Origin of the sequence: Nostoc cycadae WK-1 (genome assembly GCF_002897135.1) — a bacterium.
Lineage (GTDB): Bacteria > Cyanobacteriota > Cyanobacteriia > Cyanobacteriales > Nostocaceae > Nostoc_B.
In genome coordinates, this window is sequence record NZ_DF978437.1 from 101,516 (window position 1) to 120,743 (window position 19,228).

The following is a 19,228-nucleotide window of genomic DNA, read 5'->3' on the forward strand; positions in this document are numbered from 1 at the left end:
GCGATCGCCTCAATAATACTAGAGTAAAAAGAAAGTAGATTTACCAGCGATCGCTCACTGATAATTACAGATGGTAAAGTGCTATCACCTCAAGAAATGCTGAACAAAAAGAAAGTATATCTACAGGCGATCGCTCACTGATAATTACAGATGGTAAAGTGCGATCGCTTCAAGAAAAGTCAGAGGAAAAAGAAAGTATATCTACAGGCGATCGCAACTCCACAAAGCATAGAATAAACTCATCTACTAAAAAAACTCCATTAGCGTTAAACTAACTTCAATTGTTACTATTAATAATTTAGAATATGCTTCTAAATGATTTGTTACAAACTGTTAGTAAACTATCCCATCAAGACAAATTACGCCTCATCCATTTTCTTTTGCTAGAAGTGGCGAAGGAAGAAGGATGCGATCTAGAATCTACTGACAATCAAGAACAGGAAAACGCGCTACTGAAACAACTCGAATCTACAGAAGCAGTTGTATGGTCTCCCTATGAAGCTCACGAAGCCGCGCAGACATTATCTGTGCTTCTTGCTGATGCAAAAAAACAGGAAGGTTATGCTTGAAGGTAAAAGATTTCCTTTCATAGAACGTAGTAATGTTCTGGGTTTTTCTAGCACTATGCCGTATTTACCCTTGACTTTGGCTTATAAAAACCAGTCTATCGAAGTTATGGGTTTGCTGGATACAGGAGCAAGTGTAAATGTATTACCTTATGAAATTGGTTTGCAACTAGGAGCAGTTTGGGAAGAACAAACGGTTCCAATTCAGTTAACTGGGAATTTAGCGCAACTCGAAGCACGGGGATTAATATTATCCGCAACAGTTGCAGAATTGACTCCTGTGTTACTTGCATTTGCTTGGACAAAATCAACAGAAGCACCTCTGATACTCGGACACATGAATTTCTTTATAGAGTTTGATGTGTGTTTCTACCGTGCTGATTTGGCTTTTGAGGTAAGTCCAAGAAGAAAGTAAATGATTAGCTTGACTACTGTTTTATATCTCTGCTTAACAATATTTTAACAAAAAAGCGATCGCTTCAATGCTGTACAGATTACCAATGGTTTTTTATCTTCAATGTGGGCTTGCTGAACTAGCGAAACATTTAAGTAAGCGTAGATATGCTTATTTAAAGCCTTATCCTAAAAGAAAGCAGATAAGTACATAATTAAGGAATTATACAGGCGAAGTTATGCGATCGCTTACACTAAGTCTATATATCAATGACTCAAAGACTGCTTTGGCTTTCCCTTACTGAGCCACAACAACAAATTTCATCCCGTTTATTAATGACTAATTCCTCTCAACTTCCTCTGTTCGACGTAGATGCTGATCTAGCAAAAATTGTTAGAGAAAGAGCAGGAACTTTCACTGACAATATGAAATTACCAATTCATCGGTGGTTTCGTTATTCTGCTGGTTTTTCTGCTGCTTGGGTTGAACAATTAATTAAAGAGTTAGAACCTCAAACTATTCTTGATCCATTTGCAGGCTCCGGTACTGCTTGTATTGTTGCTGATCAGTTGGGTGTTAGTTCTTATGCTGTGGAAGCTCATCCTTTTGTTTATCGACTTGCTAAAGGAAAGCTTTCATGGAATGTAGATATTTATGATTTTTTGGCAGCAATCATTGAAATTAAAAATTTTGCGGCGAACTTAAAACTAAAATTACCTGAAAATATTCCCCTCTTATTAAACAAGTGTTATACAGAAGAAACATTGATAAATCTTTTAAAAATCAGGCAAGCATATCTAGAAATTGCTCCAACCTTATCTAAAGATTTACAATTTCTCATTTTTTTGGCAGTTTGCGCTATTTTACGCTCATCAAGTTATGTAGGTACGGCACAATGGCAATACATTCTCCCAAATAAACGAAAAGTCAAAATTTATGAACCTTTTGATGCACTAGATAAGCAAGTTTCTCTCATGCAAGAAGATATGCTTTATATGCAGTCTTTTACAAGAGTCAGCCGAGCTAATCTTATTCAAGGTGACGCTAGAAATTTAGCAGGTATTCCAAATAACTCAATTGATTTAGTCATCTCATCTCCACCCTATGCAAATAATTATGATTATGCAGATGCAACACGTCTGGAAATGACTTTTTGGGGTGAAGTTAATTCTTGGGGAGATTTACATGAAACAGTGCGTAAGTTCTTGATACGCTCAAGTTCACAACACGTTTCTAAAGAAAAACTTAGCTTAGATACTCTGATAGATGAATCTGTTATTGAACCAATCAAAGATGAACTAATACCTGTTTGTAAAGAGTTAGAAGCAGTTCGAGGGACTAAGGGTGGAAATAAAGCATATCATACAATGATTGCTGCTTATTTTTCTGATATGGCACAAGTATTCCACGCTCTACGTAGAGTTGCAACAGATGATTGCCAAATTTGCATTGTGGTGGGAGATTCAGCCCCTTATGGTGTGTATGTTCCTGTAGAGAAGTGGTTAGGAAAATTAGCGATCGCAGCAGGTTTTGATAACTGGTCTTTTGAGCAAATAAGACAACGAAATGTCAAGTGGAAAAACAGAAAACATGATGTTCCACTCCATGAAGGCAGACTTTGGATAGAAAGCAAAATTATGGCACAGTCACCATCACATAAATTTGGTCAAGCACTAGGAAAACTTCTAGAGGATATTGTTTTAGATGATATTCTCAAGCCCCGATTACAGCAGTTTGCTCAAACCAAAAATTATTATCTCGATTCGCAAAAAGCGCGTCCAGCCAGAACTGGAAAAAAAGTTACTTGGGAAGATAAATATGGTAATAAACACGATTTAGATTTTGTTATTGAAGTTGATGGTACAGATGAGAAACTGGGTAGACCAGTTGCATTTATTGAGTCAGCATGGCGGAGATATACAAAACACTCCAAAAACAAAGCTCAAGAAATACAAGGAGCGATATTACCGATTATTGAGCTTCATCATCTGTCAGCCCCATTCTATGGGGTAGTATTAGCAGGAGACTTTACAAAACCAGCGTTAGAACAACTCAAAAATAATGGTTTTGCAGTTATTTATATTCCTTACAAAGATGTAGTTTCAGCATTTAAAACAATTGATTTTGATGTTGCTTTTGACGAAGACACTCCTGATGATCTGTATACAACAGCATCAAAGAGATTAGCGAGTCTTAGTAGCTCAGACAAGGAAACTCTGAGACAAGCGTTAATGCAAGTTTCTCAAAAAGAAGTAGACATTTTTATGACAACGCTCCGAAATAGTCTTGAGCGTTACATTACTAAAATAGTTATCCTGCCACTTTTTGGAGTGAGATATGAGTTTGAGAGTATTGATAACGCACTTATGGAGTTAAATACACTTAATATTGATAGCCCTGATGGTAATTTTGAGAGGTTTGAAGTTATTGTTGATTACAACAATAATGATACGATTCGGGCAACATTTCAAGATAAAACTGTCCTTGCCGATTTTTTAAGAAAGTTGGATAGTTAAATTGAAACTTGAGATTTAGTGAGCGTGAGTGCGATCGCCTATTATGTATGATTGGTGTGTTGGTGTAGCCTACCAAAAGCATCACTCTATCTCGAAAATTAGTGTTATTAACACGCAATCATCAAGCTTTAAGCAAAGTACCGGGATTGTTAATAGAAGATTGCACAGTTTAATTAGTTTTTGAGTGCTAAGTGCGATCGCATCGCTCATCAAGGAAATTAAATTATGTTTGTTGGGTGCGATCGCCAAGCTTACCATAGCGATCGCTAACTTTAGCCATGAGTGCGATTGCCAGCCCATCAAGGTAATTCAATCAGATTTTTGGAGTGCGATCGCTAAATTGAGCCATGAACGCGATCTCTCTATCTATCTTAATCCGTACTCACACCCAAATAGCTAAATAAGCTCACTGTTCGTCTTGCTTCTGCTCTGATTGAAAGATATTAGTTGTTCTACTACCTAAAAGTCCAAAAATAGCACCAATTCCCATATTCCAGGTCGTGTTGCAGATTTCAAACACACGAGTTTGCTCAGGTAAGAGTTTTCCTTGAGATGCTAGCAAAACAGAAGAACCGCCAGAGAGAAGAGTAAGGAAAATAACTGTGAAAAATATTTGTTGAAAAGTATGTGTGATTTTGTTGTTCATCTGAAAACTACCTCATTAATTAAAGTTATCTAAATTCTATGAAACTTGACGTTGAAGTTCAGTCTGTGAAAATGTTTCAGGTAATATGATTTTTGTATGAGTTTGATATGCGTTGAGTGGAAGTTGCTAAAATTGTCATTATACTTACACTTTGGCTATGGTAAAACGATCACTCAAGGCTACTGAAACTGGCATTGCGAAAGCAGAGAAAGCACTGATAAATAAAGGTTGGAGTCGTCATGAACTAGCTGGACACGTAGTTATTGAAGGCAAGACAGTAATCAATGGGATCGATATTCAGCCGATTCACAAATTTTTTACCGGCAAAGCAGTTGATAGACGATACTTTGTTGGAATTTGTAAGGCTTTAGGTATAAGTTGGGAAGAAATTATCAGTGTCGCCCAAGATGTCACATTAATATCTAGTCAAAATGATTTTAAGGAAATAGCTGAAATTGATGTTTTAGTAGAAAAAATTCGGAGTAAAATTCAACCTGATATTCAAGAACAATGTGGAAAAATGCGTGTACTGGATATGACTCAACCAATAGGTTTAGAAGATATATATACTGATGTCAATGTTTTAGAAACAGTCACAGGTAATAGACGTTTAGAACTTAACGAATTACTCGAAAATTTTGATCCAGAGTCAGATGACTTTGAGCGTTGTGGACTTAGCACAATTGTTGAGAAAAGAGTCCCAGGTTTAAATGTAGTCCAGCGATATTCTAAACTAATGGTATTAGGAAAACCAGGTGCAGGAAAAACAACATTTTTAAAATATCTTGCAATTCAGTGCATCTGGGGCAATTTTCAATCTAAAAAAATACCAATTTTCATTACATTAAAAGATTTCGCTGAAGCCAAAGGTTATCCTAGTCTTATTGATTTTATTAATCAATTCCTCACCTGTCAGAATATTTCTGAAGACAAAGTTATTAAAATTTTAAAAAATGGCAGGTTTTTAATTTTATTCGATGGATTAGATGAAGTGAGAGAGGAAGATAGGAAAAGAGTTATAAAAGAGGTTGAAACATTTTCACGTTTATATTCTTTTTCTGATGATTTTAGAAATGATCAAGCTTACTTGATAAGTAAAAGAAAGAAAATCATAAGTGAATTGGAATCTCTCAATATTGATACTAACTACTATGAGAGTAGTAGAATATGCTCTTTTATTGCTGATTTAATAGAAAATATGAATTGCTTATCTTTGGTAGAAGAAATAAATAAATTAAATAATTTTTTTGGTGAAAAAGAGAGAAACCAATATAATATCAAGACAGGTATAAATAACCTAAAAAAAGATTTAGACAGTTTATTACCTGATATATTAAAACATGACGATCAAGGTCTAATTTTTTTGTCAAAATTATATCCAAGTAGAATTTACGTTAATAACTTTATTATTACTTGTCGTATTGCTGCAAGAGAATATTGTTTCAAAGAATTTACAGATGTGGAAGTTGCGGATTTCGATGACAAACAAATCAAAACATTTTCACAAAAATGGTTTCAACGCAAAAATACATCAAGAGGTAAAAACTTCATTCAAAAGTTGAATAATCAGAAATCAGTGAAAGAATTAGCTATTAATCCTCTATTACTAACTTTGTTATGCTTAATATTTGAAACATCTTCCGATTTTCCAACTAATCGTTCTGAACTTTACGAGGAAGGCATTGCTGTTCTATTGAAAAAATGGGATGCTGAACGTAGTATTGAGCGTGATCAAGTTTATAGAAAATTATCAACAGCAAGAAAGGAGGATTTACTAACACATATTGCCTGGGTAACATTCAATCAAAAAGACTATTTTTTTAAACAGAGACAGGCTCAAAGATACATAATGGAATACATTCAGAATTTACCTGAAGCCAGAACTGATCCAAAAACTTTATATTTAGATAGCGAAGTTGTCCTAAAGTCCATTGAAGCACAACATGGCTTACTGGTAGAGCGAGCAAAAGGAATATATTCTTTTTCGCATTTAACCTTTCATGAATATTTTGCAGCTAGAAAGGTTGTTACCACATCAGATCCAAAGGCATTGGAAGAATTATTTGAATATCTTGTAAAGCATATGGCAGAAAAACGTTGGAGAGAAGTAATTTTATTGACAGTAGGTATGCTTCCAAGTGCTGATCGTCTATTCTGCCTTATGAAGCAGACAATAGATACAAAGATAATCAGGCATAATAACAGCGAAAAACTATATCAATTTTTGAGGCAAATAAACGCTAATTCTCGTTCTGCGGCTGTTCCTTATCAGGCATCCCTTAAAGCTTTATATTTTGCGCTTTTTCAGGACTCTGCAACTTGCCATGAACGTAATTTTCAACAGGAAGAAATAGAATTGCTTAAAGAGTATCATGAATTAAATAGGTTGTTAATAACATATATCAATAGTGATTGCTACGTTACTCGTGCTGTCCGAGATAATATTGAAACAAACTTGTTGTTACCTCAGTTTTATTAGTATAGAAGCGATCGCCCAACCGTCTCATATTAATCTAAAAAATATCAATTAAAATAGTTTTTAAATTTACAGTTTTACAGTAACCAAAATCTAAGCAAACCCAAAAACCATACCATATAAGAGTTATATTGTCTTAAAACGCAAAAATATATTGTTATCACGTAACCCTACAACCTGCATTTAGGCTAAAAATAGACTATTTTTTCTCCCGTCACAAGAAAACCTTGATTTACCTGACATATTTGCCCCGTCGCCAAGTTCGGAGTAATCCCAAGAGTGCATTTGACGGAAGGGTAGACCCATCTTTTGGAAGGCGTACTTCTCTTTAATACCGGAAGCGATTAGGTCAGGCTTCTTAGCTTTAACGAATTCCTCGAATTCGTAGGCGGTAACGTCATCATAAATGATGGTGGCGTTATCGATATAGTGGGTGGTACGTTTGTAGTCGTCGTTGTGAGCGAATTCGTAGCCTGTACCGACAACTTTGATACCCAAGTCTTCAAAAGCGGGAACAACGTGACGAGGACGTAGACCACCTACGTACAACATTACGGTGTTACCTTCCAAGCGAGGACGATACTTTTCAAGTACCGCAGTCATCACTGGTGTGTATTTAGCGATGACCTTCTCAGCGTTTTCTTGAATCTTAGAGTCAAATTTAGCGGCGATTTCGCGTAAAGATGCAGCAATCTTGGTGGGGCCGAAGAAGTTAAATTCCATCCAAGGCATACCATATTGTTCTTCCAAACTACGGCAGATGTAGTTCATAGAACGGTAGCAGTGGATGAGAACTAATTTAGCAGCAGGGCCTTGAATCAACTCGTTGAGTGTACCGTCACCAGACCACTGAGCAACAACGCGCAAGCCCATTTCTTCTAATAACATCCGGCTTGCCCAAGCGTCACCACCGATGTTGTAGTCACCGATTAGAGCTACATCATAAGGGCTTGGCTCGAAGTCAATTGTGTTGTTTTTCTTAGCCTTGTCAAATTCAGGGAAAATCCAGTCACGGATAGCGTCGTTAGCAATGTGGTGGCCTAAAGACTGAGATACACCACGGAAACCTTCGCAACGTAGGGGTACAACTGGTTTACCATATTGCTTAGAAGCTTTTTTAGCTACAGCTTCGATGTCATCCCCAATTAGACCGATGGGACATTCAGATTGAATAGAAACACCACGGTTTAGAGGGAAGAGAATTTCTAGTTCGTCGATGATTTTGGTGAGTTTTTTGTCACCACCGAATACGATGTCGCGTTCTTGGAAGTCGGAGGTGAAGTGCATGGTACCAAAGGAGTTGATACCTGTGATACCTACATAGTAGTTACGACGACCAGACCAAGACCAGTAACCGCATCCTACTGGGCCGTGGCTGATGTGGATCATGTCCTTAATAGGACCCCAAACCACACCTTTAGAACCTGCATAAGCACAACCACGAGCGGTCATTACACCAGGAATAGATTTGATGTTAGACTTAACGCCGCAATCGGACTTGCTTTCTTCGTGGACGTTGAGGTGTTTTTCGCGTTTTTTGCGAGCTTTTTCGGGGTAAGCTTGCAGAACTTCTTTAATAAGTTCCTTATTTTCATCTACAAGATTTTGGTTTTCTGGAGGTGTCATAGTCTGCCTCGGTTACTGTTAAGGATGGGGAAATTTAGGGAAAAAAGGGAGAGGAGAAGGATGAAGGTTGAAGGCTAAAGGATCAAAGCTGAAGGTTAAAAGATGAAATATTTGAGATTTCAGACTTTACACTTCATACTTCATACTTTCCTTGTCTCCCAATTAGGGAATTACCTACTTGGTAGCTTCTGCGGGCTTACCGATGATTTCTGCGTGCTTAGAATCATCATCGAGGATACCGTATTCAATCAACAGTGCTTCTAATTCATCCATTTCAATTGGTGTAGGAATGGTGAGTTTATCGTTGTTGATGATTTTCTTAGCTAATTCACGGTATTCATTACCTTGGTTGCTGTCAGGTGCGTACTCGTTGACGGTCATCCGGCGCAATTCAGCGTGTTGAACGATGTTGTCACGAGGTACGAAGTGAATCATTTGGGTGTTCAACCGTTTTGCCAAGGTTTCGATGAGTTCGTGTTCCCGGTCTGTCTTACGGCTGTTACAAATCAAACCACCCAAGCGTACACCACCGGAGTGAGCGTATTTCAAAATACCACGAGCGATGTTGTTTGCAGCGTACATCGCCATCATTTCACCGGAGGTAACGATGTAGATTTCTTGTGCTTTACCTTCACGGATAGGCATAGCAAAACCACCGCACACAACGTCACCTAATACGTCGTAGGAAACGAAGTCTAGGTCTTGGTAAGCACCGTTTTCTTCCAAGAAGTTAATAGCGGTGATGATACCACGACCAGCGCAACCTACACCGGGTTCTGGGCCACCAGATTCTACACACTTAACGCCACGGAAACCGGTGAGCATTACTTCTTCTAGTTCTAGGTCTTCGACTGCACCGCGTTCAGCAGCCAAGTGTAATACGGTGGTTTGTGCTTTGGCGTGGAGCATCAAACGGGTGGAGTCTGCTTTAGGGTCACAACCTACGATCATGATGCGTTGACCCATTTCTGCCATAGCTGCCAGGGTGTTTTGGGAGGTGGTAGATTTACCAATACCGCCTTTACCATAGAAAGCTATCTGTCTAATTTTTTCGTCAGTCATGGTTCTCTTTTCCTACAATTGGTTGGTTTAGTGGGTATGAGCCTTTGTTTGAGAATCTCACGCCTGTTGAGCTATGGCTGTGAGGGGTTTGTAGAACGGTCGTTTAGGCACACGCCGGGGGCGATCGCTCTACAGCAAAATTGGTGGATATTGGTGTCATAATGATTCGGGGTTAAAATTTTGTTTAGTCTTTGTCATTTGTTGTTTATTAGGCAAATGACAAAGGAATTACACACTTTACAAATACGCCATAATCTGGAAAAACTGGGAACGCTAGGTGAGATTTAACTAAGCTATTAGTCAATAATCAATGCGTCAGTCCCATTACTTGTTCAAAATAGCTCCTTTCAAGCTGGAAACGCGATCTAACGCAGCTTTGGTATCTTCTGCTGATGCTCCACCTACAGCCATAGCCTCAGTTAGGTGCTTGGCGATCGCATCAAAGTGTGGTTCCTGTAGACTCATACCTGTGTGTGTTTTGTCCATTGGGCGACCAGTGTATTGCTTTGGCCCCTCAAATATCAGAGAGAAGAAAGCAACTTGATGAGCGCGCTGTTTCGCCATATCTGTGTTAGCGAAAAATGGTTTGAGGGTATTGTCTGCCAAGATGCGTTTGTGTAAATCATCAACTATTTTCTCAATAGTCGGTTGTCCGCCAAGTTTGTCATACAATGTTGCACTCATATCCTTTTCCTTTGAAGCGTGTTGGATATTGAAATTGCAGGTAGGCGTTGAATATCTTTGCCTATGTGCTGTTAGCTGTTTGTTGTCAGTAGGAATAAAACATTGATGAGAAAACAATCGTATCAGTTAAATCCTACTTTCTGTTCTTGGCTGTTGCACATTAGGGTGTATTTGTACTGTGGGTAAAACTTAGAGCTATGGCTCAACTGCTTGTACTACTATGTCTTTGCTGATGCGATCGCGCAGTCTCGATTCAATCGCTATCTTTAAGGTGGCGGTGCTGCTAGAACAAGAACCACAAGCACCTTTGAGAATGACTTTAACTGTATTTCCTTCTATGTCGTACAGTTCTACATCTCCACCATCAGCAATGAGGACGGGTCTGACTTCTTCGTCGAGAACTTTTTGAATTAAGGCAATCTTTTGGACGTTGGTCAGTGGTCTTGTGGCTGTAGCTATCTGACCAGAGTTAAGAATTTCTGCTGTTTTTATGCCGTTATTTGCGTTTTTAGTGGTTGTGGCGACTTCCTGCTCTACATCTTTAATAATATCATCAATTTTTGTTAAACAGGAACCGCATCCGCCACCAGCTTTGACATAATTTGTTACCTGCTCCGCAGTAGTAAGGTTATTTTCTTTCACTACGCGACGAATTTTTGTATCAGTAATACCAAAGCAGGAGCAAATTAAAACGCCTTCGTCATCGTCGTCATGGGCAGCTAGAGGAATGCCACGATAGTTATAGATGGCGGCTTCTAGGGCTTCTTGACCCATAACTGAGCAGTGCATTTTGGCTTCTGGCAAGCCGCCGAGGTAATTTGCAATGTCTTTGTTAGATACCTTCAGGGCTTCATCTAAAGTTAAACCCTTAACCATTTCGGTCAATGCACTAGAAGAAGCGATCGCACTAGTACAACCAAAGGTTTGGAAGCGGGCATCAAGAATTTTATCAGATTCTACTTCTACTTTCAGGTGCAGTCTGAGGGCATCACCACAAGAAATGCTGCCGACTTCTCCTGTTGCAACCTTAACTCCAGGTTCGCTGGTTTCTTCGATGACCCCCTGATTCTTGGGATCGTAAAACAGTTCTAATACTTTATCTGTGTAGTCCCACATATTAAATTCCGAGTGCTGAGTGGAGAGAGGTGACAGGTGAGCCACTGTGGTGGACGGGTTTCCCGGCATAAAGCAAGTGGCGTTAGCGAAGCGGTAGCGACGCAGGAGCGTCACCCGAAGGGTGACAGGTGACAGGTGACAGGTTATAGAAACTATCTGTAACCTGTTCCCTGTAACCTGTAACCTATTTATCGATGTGCCAGTGTTTGTTCTTGAGATTGCAACCAACCTGCGTCGTCGTTTTTGAATGGTGACAAAGCGCGCAGACGTTCTACAATTTCGGGCATGACTTCAATGACGCGATCAATTTCAGCGTCGGTGGTGTAGCGACAAAGACTGAAGCGAATGGAACCATGTAAGGTAGTGTATGGTAAACCCATTGCCCGCAGAACGTGGGATGGTTCGAGTGAACCGGAGGTGCAAGCGGAACCAGATGAGGCACAGATACCGTATTTGTTTAACAAAAGCAGGATTGCTTCACCTTCGATATATTTAAAACCGATGTTGGTGGTGTTGGGCAATCTATTTTTGGTATCGCCGTTAACTTCACAATCAGGGATTTTAGCGAGGAGAGTTTGTTCCAGGCGATCGCGCAACTGTCTTTCTCTGGTAGTTGCTTCTTCTAAATGCAGCAATTCCAACTCGGCTGCTTTACCTAAACCAACGATACCAGGAACATTCTCTGTACCCGCGCGGCGACCGCGTTCTTGGTGTCCACCAATCAACAGGGGACGGAATCTCACGCCCCGGCGCACATACAACGCGCCAATACCTTTGGGTGCGTGAATCTTATGACCAGACATAGTTAACATATCTACTGTACTGGTCTTCATGTTCAGGGGAATTTTACCCACTGCTTGCACTGCATCTACGTGGAACAGTGCGCCGCGTTCTTTAACGCGTAATCCAATCTGCTCAATCGGGAAAATTGTGCCTGTCTCGTTGTTAGCATACATGATGCTTACCAAGGCGGTGTTCCCAGTCAGCGAGGCTTCTAGTTCATCTAGATCCAACTGCCCCTGACTATTTACCGAAAGATAAGTAACATTATAACCTTGGGTTTCTAGTTGTTTGCAGACATTCAGCACCGCCGGATGTTCTACTTGGGTGGTGATGATGTGGCGTTTTTCTGGCTGGGCTAACAAAGCGGCGCGAATGGCTGCGTTATCTCCCTCGGTTCCACAACTCGTAAAAACGATTTCTGATTCATCTGCACCGAGGAGGGCGGCTAGTTGTTCCCTGGCTGTTTTCACTGCTTTAGCCAGTTGCCCGCCAAAGGTGTGCATACTTGAGGGGTTGGCGTAATATTCGGTTAAGTAGGGCATCATTGCCTCTAAAACCTGTGGGTCTACCTTAGTAGTCGCATTATTATCTAGATAAATGACGCTCATTCTTATACCCCTAATATTTCACCCTGATGCTTTTGCATTTGTTCAGAGAACTTCTTTGAATAACAGTCAAACCAACGTTCCCAATAATCTTGTTTTTTTGTTAATTTCCCTATAACGCGGTTATATTTAGCAAACCAGCTTTCCCAATAATCGTTTGTCTCTTTAACGCAACCATCACAAGTTGGGCAACCAGCTTTACATTGAGGCACGGTATGAATACTACCGACACAATTTGTGCAAAGTTCGCTGTCAATCCAGTGGCGGGTGCCTTCTACTTTAATTGCGCCAGTGGGGCATACAGACTCACAGAGATTGCAAGAAATACACTGGCTGGTAATCTTATAAGCCATGATTATTCTCCTTGCGAATGAGGTGATAGGTGAGAGGTGATAGGTGATAGGTGACAGGTGAGAGATGATAAAAAATTATCTGTAACCTGTCACCTGTTCCCTATTCCCTATTTCCTAATTCTTTGACGTACTGTTCGTAAAACTCTAAAGCAACTTTCTCGATTACGTCGTAAGCTTCAACGGTCTGTATGCCAGCTTCGTGCAATTTTTCTTTGGGACAGTTGCCAATCTTGGAAACCAATACTGCTTTACAATCTGCAATTGTCTTCATAATATTCTCTGCGGTGGCGGCTTCACCGTATCCACCTTGACAATATTGATCAATCTTGCGGTGACTAACGAAACGAACTTCGTTACCATCGACTTCATAAACTTGGAATTCTTTGACGTGGCCGAAGTGTTGGTTAACTAATCCGCCGCCTTTGGTTGCGACTGCAACTAAGATTTTCGGATTGTTTGCACTTTGCTGCTTGCCAGCTTTTGCCTTTTCTTTGGCTGCTTTGATTTCTTCTCTAAATTTCTCAATACCTTCGTGAACTTCTTGACGCTTGCTGAAGTCGTACTCTGGAGCCATTTCCAAGAAATTCTCTTTGGTGAATTCTTGGCTGCGGTCTTCACCCAACAAACCAATGGCATCTGCGCGGCATTGACGGCAGTGGCGCATCATTTTCATGTTGCCGGCGCACTGGTCTTGAACTGATTTGAGTTCTTTTTGTGAGGGGCCGCGTTGACCTGTTAAGCCGAAGTGTGTACCGTGTTCTGGTGCAGAAATCAAAGGCATGATGTTGTGCAAGAATGCACCACGCTCACGAATTGCTTTGTTGACTTCTACTAAATGTTGGTCATTAATTCCGGGAATCATCACGGAGTTGACCTTGCAGAGAATGTCGGCTTCTCTCAAAGCTTGTAAGCCTTCTAACTGCTTTTCGAGCAGAATTCTGGCTCCTTCAACACCTCTGTAACGCTTGCGCTTATAGTGAACCCATGAATAAATCTGCGCGCCGATTTCTGGGTCGATGGTATTTAGGGTGATAGTAACGTGATCTATATTTAATTGTTTAATGCGATCGATGTATTCAGTTAGCATCAAACCGTTAGTTGATAAGCAAAGCTTGATATCTGGTGCTTTGTCTGCAATCAACTCAAAGGTGCGGAAGGTTTTGTCTGGGTTGGCTAGAGGGTCGCCAGGGCCAGCAATTCCCAAAACTGTCATTTGGGGGATTTTGCCTGCGATAACCAACGCTTTATGTGCTGCTTCTTCCGGTGTAAGTAACTCGCTCACTACACCAGGACGACTTTCGTTGGCGCAGTCATATTTGCGGTTGCAATAGTTGCATTGAATGTTGCAAGCGGGTGCAACTGCAACGTGCATTCTCGCGTAATGGTGGTGAGCTTCTTCGCTGTAGCAGGGATGTTTAGCAATACGTTCTTGGAGCTTTTCGTCCATTTCCACGGTGGCGCTGCTTTTGCTGTCGCATCCGCAACCACCAGATTTTGCTTGGGTAGGTGTCGATTCAGTAACGGAGGAGTCTGTAACCTGTGGTGTCATTGAATTTCGCAAATGTCGGTGGACTAAGCTGCCACTGTGGGAGATGCAGTTGCTATTTTTATTGCCCTAGTAGAATGGAAGTCACGGCCATCACACTGCCCGCAGGAGTGCATCCTTTGGTTGTAGCAAAGCCACTGGTTGGGCAACTTCGCTGATGATGGCAGGCTATGAATCCTTGTGTTTCGGCTGGTGTGTGTCAACTTTGAGGTTGTGGGTAGAGTTGGTGTGTACAGCCGCGACTTCGATTCACCGAGGCATGGTGCTATCTCATCCCTCCACTCACTTTTGGCTCGTTGTTTTGTTTCGAGTCATTGGTGATTGGCGATATATGATTTATAGCAGCCGTTTTTTAGCTCGACTGAAGTTACATTTGGATAGAATTTATTGGATTTATTAGATTTGTACTCAAATCTGCAAACCTTGATATTGAGCTATAAAAAAGTTTATAAATTTTATTTTCGGGTAGGGGTTCTAGTATTTTTAGGTCAGGGTTCTTGTATTTTTAGAGTGGGGTTTAGGATTTCTTTGTACTCAGCTATAACCCAATATCAGCAAAGCTTTGAGGCTGTTTGCTGCTGATTTCGGGATACAAAAAATTGTACTCAACCCCTCACAAATCTTGCCAAAAATAGCGATGGCTTAAGGATTTAAGGGGAAAAACTGGAGTAGATTCGTAGGTACTACTCCAGATACGTGCGAAATTCAATTCTGTATACAACATATCATTTTTTTTTAGAGAAAAATGTAATTCACATTTTCTTAAGTTTTCTAAGTTTAATGAAATTAAATCGCACCCAAGAGTATGATATTGTTAGGTTTCAAGGTTTTTGAAAGTGTCAAAATTAATGAATATAATTTGCAAAAATTAATTTTTTTATATAAAAAGTAAAATATTTTGATATTCAAATTGCAGCATATCTAACAGATAGCATAAAAGTTAATTGCGTTACAAATGAAGGGCGATCGCCAGACATTGCCACAAGAGGTTAGTATTTGTACTCCGCAGTGGTCAGGTATTTACTCACAAGAAAACCACTTCCTTTCCCAAACAGATTTACAGGAGAAATGTTAATAGAACTTACACACCAAAATTATTTGTGGGGATTGTGGTGCGTACTTTGACTGCACTCAGTAACGGATATAGGGTGTAAGGGTTTTGAATATCTTCTTACACCCTGCTCTAAAACCTTAATTTTTCGTTTTTTTGCGTAAGTCCTAGTTAAGAAGGCATTCCCGAAAAATAATGATAATATGGTTGTTTTATTTTTACTGTTGGTTTAAGTACTACATTTTTCTACGTAATATTGTTGGGATAAAATATGCAGAAGAAAGCACTTATTTGTGGTGTATCAGGGCAAGATGGGGCTTATTTAGCAGAGTTACTATTAAACCGGGGATACATTGTCTGTGGGACTTCACGAGACGCACAGATGTCCTCGTTTCATAATTTAGTGCGCTTGGGCATCCGTGATCAAATTAAACTAGCATCTGTGGCGTTGACTGATTTTCGTAGTGTCTTGCAGGTTTTGACAAAGATTCAGCCTGATGAAGTGTACAACCTAGCTGGACAAAGTTCTGTGGGTTTGTCTTTTGAACAGCCAGTAGAAACTTTAGAGAGTATCGCTACTGGAACTTTGAATTTATTAGAAGCTATTCGTTTTATTGGTGCGCCGATTAAACTTTATAATGCTGGTTCTAGTGAGTGCTTTGGGAATACAGGTGAACAGCCAGCAGATGAAGATACACCATTTCGTCCGCGCAGTCCTTATGGTGTGGCTAAAGCTACGGCTTTTTGGGAAGTCGCTAATTACAGAGAAGCTTATGGTTTGTTTGCTTGTTCTGGTATTCTATACAACCATGAGTCGCCGTTAAGACCAGAAAGATTTGTAACTCAGAAAATTATTTCTGCGGCTTGTCGTATTGCTCAAGGAACTGATAATCATCTTTATTTGGGAAATCTGTCGGTGCGTCGGGACTGGGGTTGGGCTGCGGAGTATGTGAATGCGATGTATTTAATGTTGCAACAAGAACAACCTGATGATTATGTAATTGCTACGGGTGAGACATCAAAATTAGAGGACTTTGTAGCGCAGGCTTTTGCTTGTGTAGGGCTAGACTGGCAGGAATATGTAACTACTGATAGTAGTTTATTACGACCTACTGATATTGTAGTTGGCAGAGGCAACCCAGCGAAAGCAAAAGAAAAGCTGGGATGGCAAGCACAATACACAATGAAAGATGTAGTGCGAATGATGATAGAAGAGAAACAAAAAGATTATTTGTGAACTTAGCTTTGGCGCAAAGAGGCATTTTTAAACTACAATTCTTTGCGCCTCTATGTGAGATATGATTTTAGTCAATTTATTTAAGTAAATTATAGTGATTTTTGGCGATCGCCTTTTTTTTACATCGCTGAGGTTAAATCATCCTAAATTCGCCCATGCTGGCTGAGACTGGTGTATATACTCATACTTAAACAATACACTAGGCGATCGCAGTTCTTATGGTGGAATGGATTCTTGGGTGGGTAGCGACTAATGCTGTTGGGGTATTAGTTAAGACAATTATGAATCAGGAATTTGTTAAGGAATTTGCTCAGGAATTAGCCAGAGACTATGCTAAGGACTTTTTCAAAGACCGTTTCAATAATGTCCCCATAGCACTATTTGAGAAAGAGCCACTGCAAAAAGCTATTATTAAAGCACTGAAAGAGTTTTTTCAAATTGTAGAAGACGAGTTGAAGTTGTGCCAAGTATCAGAAGCAGATATTAAGAAATTTGCTAAACCTCTAAAAACGTTTATATATAATAAATCTATTAAACAAATTTTAGGAAAAGCCTTTAAAGACGATTGTAATTCTCTTAATTATCAAGAACTCAGAAATATCTGGGATGAGCTTAATTTACCACTTATGCCAGCTAACTTTAACTGGCAATCGGTTACAGAAAAATATATTGAAAAATGTAAAGAAATTCTTGGAGACTCATCTGAACTACGCAGTATTTTATTAGGTCAGAGACTTGAAGAAATTCTCAGATTTTTAAAAGAGAATCGTAGTATTACACCAGATTTTGATTTAGAAAAATATCTAGAAACTATTCGTGAGCGTTACATTAGTTTAAAGCTGCATCGTTTAGAGAATAAAGGCAGCGAATTGAGGATTAATTTATGGCAAATATTTATTCCTCAAAATGTCCGCGAAGTTTATCAGGTGTTGCCAGAACTACCTAAAGAACATCTCCGCCGATTACAAGCAACTCAGCAATTAGACACTGAATTTGATTTAGAAGAATTAGACCGCTATAAACGCAATTATGTTCAGCAGCCGATACGTTCAGTATTAGATGTTATTCAAGAAAAACACTCAAAAAATTATCTTGTAATTTTAGGCGATCCGGGTTCGGGTAAGTCTACGTTACTTCATTACCTAGCATTAAAATGGGTTGAAGAAACTTTGACACTAAAAGATTTTTCTTTGCCGATTCCCTTGCTCATTGAATTGAACAGTTATGTGCGCGATCGCAACGAGAAATGTAATAATTTTCTAGAATATTATAATCACGCCCCCAAGTGCTTCTTTCATCTCAATCAGCATAAGCTGCACGAACAACTCAAGGCAGGTAATGCTTTAGTTATGTTTGATGGATTAGATGAAATATTTGATTCAGTGATGCGAAACGAAGTCATTGATTCTATTCATCGCTTTACTAACGAATATCCAGATGTGCAAGTAATTGTCACTTCTCGCATTATCGGCTATCAACCTCAATCATTGCAAGATGCTGAATTTAAACATTTCATTTTGCAAGATTTAGACTCAGAACAAATTACAGATTTTATTGACCGCTGGCATGAAAGGACTTTTAATGCCAGTGATAAAGAGGAAAAAGACCTTAAACAAGAGCGACTGCAAAAAGCAATTAAAGAATCAAAATCTATTGCTGAACTAGCAGGAAATCCTCTGCTAATAACTATGATGGCAATTCTCAATCTCAGTCAAGAACTACCTAGAGATAGACCAGAACTTTATAATCAAGCATCCAGAGTATTGTTATACAAGTGGGATGTAGAACGTGCTTTAGAAACAGATAAATGGGCTATTAATGATAAAGATAAGCAAGCCATGCTACGTCAAGTTGCCTATACTATGCAAACTAGCGATGCAGGTTTAGCTGGCAATGTGATTAGTGAAGATAGTTTAATCAAGGTTCTGACTGACTATTTAAAAGAAGAGTTAGAGTTTGAGCAACCCAAATTAGCGGCAAGGAAAATAATTGACCAACTGCGGACTCGTAACTTTATGTTATGCTTTCGTGGTGCTGATTACTATGGTTTTGTACATCGAACTTTTTTGGAATATTTCTGTGCTTTGTATTTTGTCTGGCGATTTGAGAAGAAACGAAATATTTCCTTAACAACGGAAGTTTTTGGCAAACATTGGGATGATGAAACTTGGCATGAAGTTTTGCTATTAATTGCTGGGATGATTGAACCCGAATATGTTGGTGAAATTCTTGAGTATTTAATGGCGCAAGATGGTGAAGAAAAGAAATTTATCAATCTCTTTTTAGCGGCTAAATGTCTTGTTGAAGTCAGACATCGCTCAAAGATGAGAAAAGTAGCTGATAAATTACTGAATCAGTTAAAAGATTTAATTAAATATGATCTCTGGTATTATTATCAACCTATCCTCGATGACGGCGAAAATCTGCTAATACAAGAAATTCGCACTCAAGCAGTCACAGCAATAGCCACAACTTGGCAAGAGGAATCCACTAAAACCTTTCTTCAAGAACTCGCCAATAGCAAAGATGTTGATTCGGATGTGCGGGAGACAGCAGTGGCACAATTA

The 19,228-nt window shown here is 39.5% G+C and carries 15 protein-coding genes; 7 read left to right on the forward strand and 8 right to left on the reverse strand.

Annotated elements, in window-relative coordinates:
• Positions 1-305: 305 nt before the first annotated feature.
• From NCWK1_RS22625 to NCWK1_RS29215, 4 genes are all read left to right on the forward strand, one after another.
• A complete protein-coding gene (locus NCWK1_RS22625; RefSeq protein ID WP_096576498.1) occupies positions 306-569 on the forward strand; it encodes a hypothetical protein in 264 nt (87 codons plus the stop codon).
• On the forward strand, positions 562-981 hold the full coding sequence (locus tag NCWK1_RS22630) for a pepsin/retropepsin-like aspartic protease family protein (RefSeq protein ID WP_096576496.1): 420 nt from the start codon (positions 562-564) through the stop codon (positions 979-981). Before NCWK1_RS22625 ends, NCWK1_RS22630 begins: the two co-directional genes overlap by 8 nt.
• 569 nt (positions 982-1,550) lie before the next feature.
• Complete coding sequence (locus NCWK1_RS22635) at positions 1,551-3,476, forward strand: DNA methylase (RefSeq protein ID WP_245894973.1); 1,926 nt, start codon at positions 1,551-1,553, stop codon at positions 3,474-3,476.
• Between the two features lie 184 nt (positions 3,477-3,660).
• Positions 3,661-3,876 (forward strand): hypothetical protein, encoded by a 216-nt coding sequence (locus NCWK1_RS29215; protein WP_146034022.1) that lies wholly within the window; start codon positions 3,661-3,663, stop codon positions 3,874-3,876.
• 6 nt (positions 3,877-3,882) lie between these two features.
• Here NCWK1_RS29215 and NCWK1_RS22645 read toward each other — a convergent pair whose 3' ends face one another.
• Entirely contained in the window at positions 3,883-4,122 is a 240-nt protein-coding gene (locus NCWK1_RS22645) for a hypothetical protein (protein ID WP_103126265.1), read from the reverse strand.
• 157 nt (positions 4,123-4,279) lie between these two features.
• On the opposite strand from NCWK1_RS22645, the gene NCWK1_RS29950 reads away from it, so the two are divergent.
• Positions 4,280-6,601: an NACHT domain-containing protein gene (locus NCWK1_RS29950; RefSeq protein WP_222838807.1), complete on the forward strand. Its 2,322-nt coding sequence runs from the start codon at positions 4,280-4,282 to the stop codon at positions 6,599-6,601.
• A 180-nt stretch (positions 6,602-6,781) separates the two neighbouring features.
• Here NCWK1_RS29950 and nifD read toward each other — a convergent pair whose 3' ends face one another.
• The 7 genes from nifD to nifB form a co-directional block, all read right to left on the reverse strand.
• On the reverse strand, positions 6,782-8,224 hold the full coding sequence (gene nifD, locus NCWK1_RS22655; RefSeq protein WP_103126266.1) for a nitrogenase molybdenum-iron protein alpha chain: 1,443 nt from the start codon (positions 8,222-8,224) through the stop codon (positions 6,782-6,784).
• Between the two features lie 174 nt (positions 8,225-8,398).
• Positions 8,399-9,286, reverse strand: coding sequence for a nitrogenase iron protein (nifH, locus tag NCWK1_RS22660; RefSeq protein ID WP_096576486.1), 888 nt, complete (start codon positions 9,284-9,286; stop codon positions 8,399-8,401).
• A gap of 324 nt (positions 9,287-9,610) precedes the next feature.
• Positions 9,611-9,970, reverse strand: coding sequence for a group I truncated hemoglobin (locus NCWK1_RS22665; RefSeq protein WP_103126267.1), 360 nt, complete (start codon positions 9,968-9,970; stop codon positions 9,611-9,613).
• Positions 9,971-10,165: 195 nt separating this feature from the next.
• Positions 10,166-11,086 carry a Fe-S cluster assembly protein NifU gene (gene nifU, locus NCWK1_RS22670; protein WP_103126268.1) on the reverse strand — a complete coding sequence of 307 codons (921 nt, stop codon included), beginning with the start codon at positions 11,084-11,086 and terminating at the stop codon, positions 10,166-10,168.
• A 188-nt stretch (positions 11,087-11,274) separates the two neighbouring features.
• Entirely contained in the window at positions 11,275-12,477 is a 1,203-nt protein-coding gene (nifS, locus tag NCWK1_RS22675; protein WP_103126269.1) for a cysteine desulfurase NifS, read from the reverse strand.
• A 2-nt stretch (positions 12,478-12,479) separates the two neighbouring features.
• The gene (locus NCWK1_RS22680) at positions 12,480-12,827 is read right to left on the reverse strand and encodes a DUF362 domain-containing protein (protein ID WP_103126270.1); all 348 of its coding nucleotides are present in this window, start codon (positions 12,825-12,827) and stop codon (positions 12,480-12,482) included.
• Positions 12,828-12,927: 100 nt separating this feature from the next.
• Positions 12,928-14,376, reverse strand: coding sequence for a nitrogenase cofactor biosynthesis protein NifB (nifB, locus tag NCWK1_RS22685; protein ID WP_096576478.1), 1,449 nt, complete (start codon positions 14,374-14,376; stop codon positions 12,928-12,930).
• Positions 14,377-15,695: 1,319 nt separating this feature from the next.
• Here nifB and NCWK1_RS22690 point away from each other — a divergent pair.
• Entirely contained in the window at positions 15,696-16,661 is a 966-nt protein-coding gene (locus tag NCWK1_RS22690; RefSeq protein ID WP_103126271.1) for a GDP-mannose 4,6-dehydratase, read from the forward strand.
• Positions 16,662-16,879: 218 nt separating this feature from the next.
• Positions 16,880-19,228: NACHT domain-containing protein (locus NCWK1_RS22695; protein WP_103126272.1), on the forward strand; the 2,349-nt coding region annotated here is incomplete at its 3' end.

Excerpts from the sequence above, each read along its gene's own strand:
- NCWK1_RS22625 (WP_096576498.1), top strand. The coding sequence starts at position 306 with ATGCTTCTAAATGATTTGTTACAAACTGTTAGTAAACTATCCCATCAA.
- NCWK1_RS22630 (WP_096576496.1), top strand. The coding sequence starts at position 562 with ATGCTTGAAGGTAAAAGATTTCCTTTCATAGAACGTAGTAATGTTCTG.
- NCWK1_RS22645 (WP_103126265.1), bottom strand. The coding sequence starts at position 4,122 with ATGAACAACAAAATCACACATACTTTTCAACAAATATTTTTCACAGTT.
- NCWK1_RS29950 (WP_222838807.1), top strand. The coding sequence starts at position 4,280 with ATGGTAAAACGATCACTCAAGGCTACTGAAACTGGCATTGCGAAAGCA.
- nifD (WP_103126266.1), bottom strand. The coding sequence starts at position 8,224 with ATGACACCTCCAGAAAACCAAAATCTTGTAGATGAAAATAAGGAACTT.
- nifH (WP_096576486.1), bottom strand. The coding sequence starts at position 9,286 with ATGACTGACGAAAAAATTAGACAGATAGCTTTCTATGGTAAAGGCGGT.
- NCWK1_RS22665 (WP_103126267.1), bottom strand. The coding sequence starts at position 9,970 with ATGAGTGCAACATTGTATGACAAACTTGGCGGACAACCGACTATTGAG.
- nifU (WP_103126268.1), bottom strand. The coding sequence starts at position 11,086 with ATGTGGGACTACACAGATAAAGTATTAGAACTGTTTTACGATCCCAAG.
- nifS (WP_103126269.1), bottom strand. The coding sequence starts at position 12,477 with ATGAGCGTCATTTATCTAGATAATAATGCGACTACTAAGGTAGACCCA.
- NCWK1_RS22680 (WP_103126270.1), bottom strand. The coding sequence starts at position 12,827 with ATGGCTTATAAGATTACCAGCCAGTGTATTTCTTGCAATCTCTGTGAG.
- nifB (WP_096576478.1), bottom strand. The coding sequence starts at position 14,376 with ATGACACCACAGGTTACAGACTCCTCCGTTACTGAATCGACACCTACC.
- NCWK1_RS22690 (WP_103126271.1), top strand. The coding sequence starts at position 15,696 with ATGCAGAAGAAAGCACTTATTTGTGGTGTATCAGGGCAAGATGGGGCT.